Consider the following 2,108-nt stretch of genomic DNA (forward strand, 5'->3'; position numbering starts at 1 on the left):
AAGAAGTGCTTTTTTATTTGGGGACACTCTAGCTTTTTTTAGAAAAATTGTATATTAAACAACAAATTGAGATATTAGTTCTATGGAAATGGTGAGCCAAAAGCCAAAAAAAGGCAAGTTGCTTGTTGCGGAACCTTCGCTTACGGGAGATGTTTCCTTCAATAGGTCTGTGGTGTTGCTCGCAGAGCACAACCATGAAGGATCTGTTGGATTTATCCTCAACAAGCCGTTGGACTACACCATTTGCGACCTTATTTCTGAAATTATCATTCCCTTTAAAGTATTCAACGGTGGACCCGTGGAACAGGACAACCTGTATTTTATCCACAAGGTTCCCGATTTGATCCACGACAGCATCGAGATTTCTGATGGGATTTTTTGGGGCGGCAATTTTGACAAGACCGTGGAACTCATCAACAATGGCGTGATTACCGAACAGGATATTCGATTCTTTTTGGGGTACTCTGGCTGGGGTTCCAAGCAGTTGGACCAAGAACTGCTATCCAAATCATGGGTAGTGGTCAAAAATGAATATGAAAGTGGCATCTTGGAGAAATCAGCAAGTGCCTTTTGGAAAGAAAAAATGGTTGAATTGGGCGGCGATTACCTCTTATGGTCCAATTCCCCTGAAAATCCATCCCTGAACTAGCCCACCATTCGTGCTTTGGCATTTAATTTTCCCACCAGTTTTTTACTGACTGTGGTTACAAATTGTTTTTTTCGGTATTTACTTATGGGTTGAATCCCTACAATACTATTGGTAATAAACAATTCGTCGACCTTTTGAAGCTCGAAAGGCGATACGGATTCTTCCAACAGTTGAAATTCGTCCGTTGCCCCAACAACCTCCATCAATTTTTTTCGGATGATGCCATTCAAACAACCATCACCCAAAGGAGGGGTTTTTATGGTATTGCCCTTCACCAAGAAAAGATTCCCATTGATAGCTTCCACCACTTGTTTGTCCGTATTCACCAGAAGGCAATTGGCATATCCGTTCTCTTTGGCATAGACACTGGCCACCACATTCAAAATTTTGTTGGTGGTCTTGAGATTGGACAGCATATCTTTATTTACGTAGTAATCTTTAAAGAGCTCAACCTCGTAATCACTTTCGTTGATGATATAAAAAGGAGAATCCAGAAGTTTGGTTTCGATGATGTAGGAGATATCATTCGTCTCGGGAGCGTACAACCCGCCCTCATTCCGAAAAACAGTCAATCGCACCCGGACTGCCTTGTTTTCAAAGCCGTTTTCCTTAATGGTCTTTTTGATTTCATCCTCCAAAAATTCCAAGGTGAACTGCATGGGAATCTCCATTCGCAGCATCCGCATGGAGGCCATCAGCCTAAAATAGTGGTCCTCCCAAAAGAACAGGGTGCCGTTCACACACCGAAGTGTTTCAAAAAGGGCATCCCCATACTTTAACCCTCTGTTTTTAGAGGTCAATATTTCCTTGTTTTCCGGAAAGAGCGAGCCATTAAAATTGATCATAAAAAAGTCCCGATTTTTATCGGGACCAAAGATACGGTATAGCTGAGAATCTATTTTTAGGTAGAGCCCAAGACCTGTTTTAAGTCTGAAACTTGGTTTTCCCAGAGCATTTTGGCCTCATCCACCTCATCTTCTTCGGCAAAATCGGTAATGAACAGGGAAACATCCTTGGTGATTTCATCCACTATAATGCGCATTTCAAAAAAGGAATCGTCCTCATTATCAACCCAGGTGAATTTTACAAACTCGTCGCTTTTTCGTTTGAGCATCTTGGCCTGCTCCTCGGCACCATCCCAGATAAACGTAAACAACTCGCTTCGCGAATTCACATTGTCGGCATACCACTCAGATAAACCGGAAGGGGTGGAAATATATTGGTAAAGCAACTGTGGAGAAGCTTGGATGACAAATTCAATTTCAAATTTTACCTTATCACTCATGTAGCGCGCAATTAATCCTTTTTCAACAATAGATATAATTTGGGAAGATAAAAAAATAAATATCAAATAATAAATTAATACTGAATTTTGATTCAGCAAAAATTAAACTCTATATTTGCACCCGCTAAAACGAATCATGGCGAGGTAGCTCAGCTGGTTAGAGCGTCGGATTCA

3 protein-coding genes are annotated in these 2,108 nt (G+C 41.1%); 1 reads left to right on the forward strand and 2 read right to left on the reverse strand.

Annotation, left to right across the window (positions count from 1 at the left end):
- Nucleotides 1–88 precede the first annotated feature (88 nt).
- Nucleotides 89–649 (forward strand): YqgE/AlgH family protein, encoded by a 561-nt coding sequence (locus tag A7D14_RS05625; protein ID WP_067031215.1) that lies wholly within the window; start codon nucleotides 89–91, stop codon nucleotides 647–649.
- Here A7D14_RS05625 and A7D14_RS05630 read toward each other — a convergent pair.
- Both A7D14_RS05630 and A7D14_RS05635 read right to left on the reverse strand, forming a co-directional pair.
- A complete protein-coding gene (locus A7D14_RS05630; protein WP_067031212.1) occupies nucleotides 646–1,494 on the reverse strand; it encodes an aminotransferase class IV in 849 nt (282 codons plus the stop codon). The genes A7D14_RS05625 and A7D14_RS05630 overlap by 4 nt on opposite strands.
- Before the next feature lie 56 nt (nucleotides 1,495–1,550).
- Nucleotides 1,551–1,934: an START-like domain-containing protein gene (locus A7D14_RS05635; RefSeq protein ID WP_067031218.1), complete on the reverse strand. Its 384-nt coding sequence runs from the start codon at nucleotides 1,932–1,934 to the stop codon at nucleotides 1,551–1,553.
- Nucleotides 1,935–2,108: the final 174 nt, after the last annotated feature.

The organism is Allomuricauda sp. CP2A, from assembly GCF_001683915.1.
Lineage (GTDB): Bacteria > Bacteroidota > Bacteroidia > Flavobacteriales > Flavobacteriaceae > Flagellimonas.

Coding starts and splice junctions, on each gene's coding strand:
- A7D14_RS05630 (WP_067031212.1), bottom strand. CDS start 1,494: ATGATCAATTTTAATGGCTCGCTCTTTCCGGAAAACAAGGAAATATTG.
- A7D14_RS05625 (WP_067031215.1), top strand. CDS start 89: ATGGTGAGCCAAAAGCCAAAAAAAGGCAAGTTGCTTGTTGCGGAACCT.
- A7D14_RS05635 (WP_067031218.1), bottom strand. CDS start 1,934: ATGAGTGATAAGGTAAAATTTGAAATTGAATTTGTCATCCAAGCTTCT.